The 7,396-nt window shown below is 42.5% G+C and carries 5 protein-coding genes; 4 read left to right on the top strand and 1 reads right to left on the bottom strand.

Annotated features, from left to right (window positions below):
• Window positions 1-434 precede the first annotated feature (434 nt).
• Window positions 435-1,076 carry a peroxiredoxin gene (locus tag ACN6OV_RS06555; RefSeq protein ID WP_427951005.1) on the bottom strand — a complete coding sequence of 214 codons (642 nt, stop codon included), beginning with the start codon at window positions 1,074-1,076 and terminating at the stop codon, window positions 435-437.
• A 339-nt stretch (window positions 1,077-1,415) separates the two neighbouring features.
• On the opposite strand from ACN6OV_RS06555, the gene secA reads away from it, so the two are divergent.
• The 4 genes from secA (at window position 1,416) to nadA (ending at window position 7,231) form a co-directional block, all read left to right on the top strand.
• On the top strand, window positions 1,416-4,139 hold the full coding sequence (gene secA, locus ACN6OV_RS06550) for a preprotein translocase subunit SecA (protein WP_427951002.1): 2,724 nt from the start codon (window positions 1,416-1,418) through the stop codon (window positions 4,137-4,139).
• A gap of 131 nt (window positions 4,140-4,270) precedes the next feature.
• Window positions 4,271-4,630 (top strand): hypothetical protein, encoded by a 360-nt coding sequence (locus ACN6OV_RS06545; RefSeq protein WP_427950999.1) that lies wholly within the window; start codon window positions 4,271-4,273, stop codon window positions 4,628-4,630.
• A 162-nt stretch (window positions 4,631-4,792) separates the two neighbouring features.
• Entirely contained in the window at window positions 4,793-6,013 is a 1,221-nt protein-coding gene (gene argJ / locus ACN6OV_RS06540) for a bifunctional glutamate N-acetyltransferase/amino-acid acetyltransferase ArgJ (protein WP_427950996.1), read from the top strand.
• Window positions 6,014-6,163: 150 nt separating this feature from the next.
• Entirely contained in the window at window positions 6,164-7,231 is a 1,068-nt protein-coding gene (nadA, locus tag ACN6OV_RS06535; protein WP_427950993.1) for a quinolinate synthase NadA, read from the top strand.
• Window positions 7,232-7,396: the final 165 nt, after the last annotated feature.

The following is a 7,396-nucleotide window of genomic DNA, read 5'->3' as shown; positions in this document are numbered from 1 at the left end:
ATGAACATTCTTGCGCTTGGGCATAAGCGTCTAGCTGTAGGAATCACCTCCGTTTAAGGGAGGTGAGGATGTCAAAACGTATGTGAAATATTTTACCAAGTTATTCTTAAGCTCAAACTATAGATGATTTGTGCGCTAAAACTTCAAAGCCCATCCGAAGATGAGCTTTGAAAGTCAATATAGGAGCGACGCTAGTGTCGTTTTTCTGTTGGAAGACTGTCCTTTATTATGGCTCTTGCGTTCGGACGGAGCATCGCTTTACTTATCCTGTACTACGCGCTTCACTTGTCTTGAGCAAAATTGAAAAGCAGTGCTTTTGGTTTTGTCACTCGAAGCATAGCTTCTTATCTTCTTGCAGAATATATTCCTCAGAACAGTGTTCTAATTCTGAGACTACGCGCTTCGCTTGTCTTGCGACAAAATAAGACAGCGTCTTATTTTGTCTCAGGCTGTGGTGTAAGGCGAAGATATGGAGTGACTGCGGTATAACCTTTCGGGAAACGTTGTTTAATTTCCGCTTCATCTTGAAGTGAAGGAACAATTACCACATCTTCACCTTGTTGCCAGTTGGCTGGCGTTGCTACTTTATGATTATCAGTAAGTTGTAGCGAATCGATAACCCGTAAAATTTCATGGAAATTACGACCTGTCGATGCAGGGTAAGTAATAATTAGGCGAACTTTTTTGTTTGGATCAATGATTACCAATGAGCGTACGGTTAAGGTTTCACTGGCATTTGGGTGAATGAAATCGTAGAGCGTAGACACTTTGCGGTCTTGATCGGCAATAATAGGGAAGTTGACTGAGGTATTTTGGGTCGTGTTGATGTCATTGATCCAGCCTTTATGTGATTCAACATCATCTACAGACAGCGCAATGGCTTTCACATCGCGCTTGTTAAATTCATCTTTGAGTTTTGCAGTAAAACCGAGTTCGGTGGTGCAGACTGGGGTGTAATCGGCAGGGTGAGAAAATAAAATCCCCCAACTGTCACCGAGGAAGTCATAAAAATTTACCGTACCTTCGCTTGAGTCTTGTGTGAAATTTGGTGCGATATCGCCTAAACGTATAGTCATGAATTTACCCTCTGTTTTTATTAAATCTATGGAATACGCAATCCAATATGAAGGATTTTTTTATGATGGAAAATAGGGTTTTTGTATTTGTTTATGAGAATATTTCATAAGGTTGGAGAGTTTCGGATATTATTTCAGGAAAATCACGCGATAGAGTCACTATGTTGCCTGCAGAAAATTTGTTACATTAGTTTGCCTTAAGTCTCCGGGGCTAGAACCTGAGCGCAGAATATTTTTACAGGGATTTTGTGCTAAACCCTTGTACTTCAAATTTCTAGCACCATAATAACGACTAAGAAAATATATTCATTTGACAAGCAAGATTTAGAGAGTCTATTCATGTTGGCAAGTCTGATCGGAGGAATCTTCGGTACCAAAAATGAGCGCGAACTCAAACGCATGCGTAAAATCGTAGAGAAGATTAATGCGCTCGAGCCGACGATATCTGTTCTAAGCGATGCAGACCTATCTGCAAAAACTGAAGAATTCAAAGAACGTTATAAAAAAGGCGAAAGCCTCGATAAATTATTACCTGAAGCATTTGCTGTTTGTCGTGAAGCTGCGAAACGTGTAATGGGTATGCGTCATTATGACGTTCAGCTCATCGGTGGTATTACGTTGCACGAAGGTAAAATTGCAGAAATGCGTACCGGTGAAGGTAAGACACTCATGGGAACGCTTGCTTGTTACCTGAATGCGATCAGCGGAGAAGGTGTTCACGTGATTACCGTGAACGACTACTTGGCACAGCGTGATGCGGAGTTAAACCGTCCATTATTTGAATTCTTGGGGCTGAGCATTGGGATTATTTACTCCATGCAAGATCCAACTGAAAAAGCTCACGCTTACCGCGCAGATATTACTTACGGAACCAACAACGAATTTGGTTTCGATTACTTGCGTGACAATATGGTGTTCTCGGCTGCGGAGAAAAAACAGCGTAGTCTCGTTTATGCCATCATCGATGAGGTCGATTCGATCTTGATTGATGAAGCGCGTACACCATTGATTATTTCGGGTCAAAGTGAAGATTCATCTCAGTTGTATGCAGCAATTAACAGCATTCCGCCAAAATTGCATGCGCAAAAAGAAGAAAAAGTACCTGACGGTGGTCATTTCTGGATTGATGAAAAACAACGTTCGGTTGAAATGACTGAAATCGGTTATGAAACCGTTGAAGCTGAATTGATTCAAATGGGACTGCTCGCAGAAGGTGAGAGTCTGTATTCATCGGCAAATTTGAACTTGGTACATCACGTTTCAGCCGCTATTCGTGCACATTACCTGTATCAACGCAATGTGCATTACATCATCCATGAAGGTGAAGTGATCATTGTCGATGAAAATACTGGTCGTACCATGCCGGGCCGTCGTTGGTCTGAAGGTTTACACCAAGCAGTTGAAGCCAAGGAAGGTTTGGAAATTCAACCTGAAAACCAAACTTTGGCCACCACCACCTTTCAGAACTATTTCCGTCTGTATAAAAAGCTTTCAGGGATGACCGGTACTGCGGATACTGAAGCTGCGGAAATGAAGGAAATTTACGGCTTAGACGTGGTGTTGATTCCAACGCACCGACCAATGATTCGTAATGACCAAAACGATTTAATTTATTTAAACCGTCAAGGTAAATACAACGCGATTATTCAAGAAATTCAACGTGTGCATGAAGCAGGCGTAGCACCCATTTTGATTGGTACGGCAACCATTGAAGCTTCTGAGATTTTATCTGATAAATTAAAAGAAGCGGGTATTGCGCACGAGGTTTTGAATGCAAAACAACACGAACGTGAAGCGGACATTATTGCGCAAGCAGGTTCGCCGCGAGCTGTGACCATTGCCACCAACATGGCAGGTCGTGGTACCGATATTCTACTTGGTGGTAACTGGAAAGCCTTACTTGCTAAAATTGAAGAACCAAGTGCTGAAGACGAAGCTCGCTTAAAAGCAGAATGGGAACAAAACCATGAAATGGTCTTGGCTTCAGGTGGTCTTCATATTATTGGTTCTGAGCGTCACGAATCTCGTCGTATTGATAACCAGCTTCGTGGTCGTGCAGGTCGTCAAGGTGACCCGGGTGTGTCACGTTTCTACTTATCGCTTGAAGATGACTTGATGCGTATTTTCGCTGGCGACCGTGTGGTGGCGATGATGCGTGCCATGGGGCTGAAAGAAGATGAAGCGATTGAACACAAAATGGTGTCGCGTTCGATTGAAAATGCACAGCGTAAAGTAGAAGCACGTAACTTCGATATTCGTAAAAATTTATTGAAATACGATGATGTTAATAACGAACAGCGTAAGATTATCTACTCTCAACGTGATGAAATTCTTGCTGAAGCAACTTTACAAGATTACATCGAAGTGATGGTGCATGATGTTACGAAAGGTATGATTGAGATTTATATTCCACCTGAATCGATCCACGATCAATGGGATATTCCCGGTCTTGAAAATGCCCTACGTGAAGATCTCTCCATTGATCTGCCAATTGCACAATGGTTAGAGCAAGATCGTCGCCTAGATGAAGAAGCACTGGTTGAGCGAATCAGTGATGAAGTGGTTACACGTTACCGCTCGCGCCGCACTCAAATGGGCGATGAATCTGCGGCAATGCTTGAACGCCATTTCATGTTGAACTCGCTTGATCGTCATTGGAAAGAGCATTTGGCAGCAATGGATTACCTGCGTCAAGGGATTCATTTACGTGGCTATGCACAGAAAAACCCTGAGCAAGAATACAAAAAAGAAGCGTTTAACTTATTTGTAAACATGCTTGCGGTGATTAAATCTGATGTGGTGACTGATTTATCTCGTATCCACGTACCAACGCCTGAAGAGCTTGCTGAAATGGAAGCGCAAAAACAGGCACAAGCTGAATCGATGAATCTTCAATTGTCACACAATGACTTTGATAACTTGTTGGCTGAAGCTAATGGTGAAGAGGTCTTTGAAGCTCAATTTACCCCAGAAGAGCAAGTGATTATTCCGCCAGAAAGCCGAAACTCACCGTGCCCATGCGGTTCAGGTTTGAAATACAAGCAATGTCACGGAAAAATTTAAGTGAACTCAAAATCAGAGCCGAAAGGCTCTGATTTTTTATCTATCCCTGTTGCTACGACCCAATAGTATTTGCAGTACAGTGGATTAAATGTTATTTAGTCTGTATCAATAACCGTAAAACGGAACTGACCATGAAAAAAGTACTACAACCGTTCATGATTGCTGCTTTGGCTTTGCCGACTTTTGCATTTGCAAACGCTCCTCAGACCACTTCTGTTGAAAAGGTTCAACAAGCAATTGGCCCAACAACAACGCAGGTGCAGGTTGGTACTGACGGTCAAGTGACTGTAGCAAGCCCACGTACAGGCATTCGTTACACCTTTGCCAATCCAAACCGTCCGATTGTGGTGCAAACCGCTAAAATTGCAGCGGCAAATGCGGCGAATGCAGATCGTATCGTGGCTACAAACCCAGCACTTTCTGCTGCAAGCCAGCAAAATGCGAAGCAAGCCTTATTAAATGAAGCAATACAAACGGCTGCTCGTAACTAAGTTGCCGTTAAAATGTGGTAAAAAACCAGTCTTTTGACTGGTTTTTTAATGCGCAATCTTTTTATAGAAGAAAAATAGCTGAAAACTCCGTGACATCTCGATTTTTTGTACATTTTCCTCTAAGCTGTATTTTTCTATTACCCAAATATTGGACGTTTAAAAATGGCAGTTGGTGACGTATCTATGCCACAGATGCATGTGGTGAAAGGTGTAAAAATTGGTTCGGCAGAAGCGTATGTGCGCTATCAGAACCGACGTGACCTAGTTGTTTTTGAATTTTCCGAAGGTTCAAATGTTGCAGGTGTATTTACCCAAAATGCTTTCTGTGCAGCACCTGTGCATGTGTCCAAAGCGCATTTACAAGTCGGTAATCCACGTTATCTAGTGATTAACACCGGAAATGCCAATGCAGGAACAGGCAAAATTGGTATGGCGAATGCTGAAGCAACCTGTGCCAAACTTGCAGAACTTACCGGTGTAAAAAATACTGAAATTTTACCGTTTTCAACGGGTGTCATTGGTGAGCAATTACCGATTGAGCGTTTAATGAATGGTTTGCAACCGGCGTTGGATTCTTTAAGCGAAGATGCATGGTTGGATGCGGCAAGCGGTATTATGACCACAGATACCACACCTAAAGGTGCATCTGAGCAGTTCGAACTGGATGGCATCGTTTATACCATGACCGGTATTTCTAAAGGTGCGGGCATGATTCGCCCGAATATGGCAACCATGTTGAGCTACGTGGCTACAGATGCTCCGATTAGCCGTGAGTTGGTTAAACAGTTGTTAAAAACCACTGTAAACGTTTCCTTTAACCGGATTACGATTGATGGTGATACTTCGACCAATGACTCTTGTATTTTCATTGCAACAGGTCAGGCAGGTGGTGCAGAAATCGTTTCTGAATCAGATACACGATACGCAGCTGTACTTGAAGTTTTAACTCGTGTCATGAAGCGTTTAGCACAACTTATTGTTCGTGATGGTGAAGGCGCAACAAAATTCATTACCGTTGCGGTTGAAGGCGGTGCTAATACACAAGAATGTTGTGATATTGCTTATAGTATTGCGCATTCACCCTTAGTGAAAACTGCGATCTTTGCATCAGATCCAAACTGGGGTCGTATTCTGGCGGCGATTGGTTATGCAGGTGTGCCAAATTTGGATGTAGAGAAAATTCAAGTTTGGTTGGGTGGTGTGCAAATCTGCAAGGATGGTGGTGCAGCAGCAGACTATACGGAAGAAGCTGGTGCAGCTGAAATGTCAAAATCGGAAATTACTATTCGCGTTGACTTAGGTCGTGGTGCTGCGCAAGATACGGTTTATACCTGTGATTTATCGTATGACTATGTCAAAATTAATGCCGACTACCGTTCGTAAGTTATGTGATATTTTTGAAAGCCTCCTTTGTGAGGCTTTTTTATAAGTGGAACTTTTTAATGATTGGTAAATTAGTGTATAGCCATATTTATCGGTCTGTGGTGTGACACCTGTGAATTAGCAGGGTTTAAGGATAGAGAAGACGTTGTTATGAATGAAGCAAGCAACTTAATTGCAAATGAAGCTAAATCCATTGTGCAAGCGCATTTGGATCGTTTGGGTGATACGCAAGAACATCATCTTAGCGAAGCTGAAAAGTTAGAGAAATTTGAATTAATTAAGGCTGAACTCAAAAAGCGTGATGCTGTCCTTGTTGCACATTATTATTGCGACCCTGAAGTGCAAGAGTTAGCTGAACTTACTGGTGGTTGTGTGTCGGATTCACTGGAAATGGCACGTTTTGGCCGTGATCATGAAGCAAGTACACTTGTAGTCGCAGGCGTAAAATTTATGGGTGAAACCTCCAAAATTTTATCACCTGAAAAAACAGTTTTGATGCCCACCTTAGAGGCGACATGCTCTTTAGATTTAGGTTGTCCTGTTGATGAATTTAGCAAATTTTGTGATGCACACCCTGACCATACCGTTGTGGTGTATGCCAATACTTCGGCAGCGGTAAAAGCGCGTGCGGATTGGGTGGTAACCTCAAGCTGTGCAGTTGAAATCGTTGAGCATTTAGATAGTTTGGGTGAGAAAATTATTTGGGCACCAGATCAGCATTTAGGACGCTATATTCAAAAGAAAACAGGTGCGGATATGCTGCTGTGGGATGGTGCATGTATCGTACATGAGGAATTTCGTGCACGCGGTATTGCCAATATGAAAGCATTATATCCAGAAGCTGCGGTATTGGTACATCCAGAATCACCTGAATCGGTGGTGGATGTTGCTGATGCGGTAGGCAGTACTTCGCAATTAATTAAGGCGGCGCAGACTTTGCCACATGAGCGCTTAATTGTGGCGACAGACCGTGGTATTTTTTACAAAATGCAGCAGGCAGTACCGAATAAAATCTTAATTGAAGCGCCAACCGCAGGGGAAGGGGCGACATGTCGTTCATGTGCCCATTGTCCATGGATGGCGATGAATGAATTAGATGGTATTTTGCAGGTATTACAAAAAGGTGATCAGGAAATCTTTGTCGATCCTGCACTTGCTGAACGTGCGAAATTACCTTTAGATCGAATGCTGAATTTTAGTGCGAGTTTAAAACGCTGAAATTTGTCTGAAAAATGATTAAAGTGCTTGATAAATAATCGCTTGAAATGATTTTTCATATTTTTTTCAAGATAGGTGTTGACGTTATTCAACGTCACGCCTAGAATGCACACCGTACCGCACGATATGCGATACAGCGAAAGCTGAGATGAAACGGAGCATAGC

This window comes from Acinetobacter sp. (assembly GCF_050285345.1).
In the GTDB taxonomy this organism is placed as follows: Bacteria; Pseudomonadota; Gammaproteobacteria; order Pseudomonadales; family Moraxellaceae; genus Acinetobacter.
Note: the sequence above shows the minus strand (reverse complement) of the source record. Positions and strands in the feature narration are given on the sequence as shown.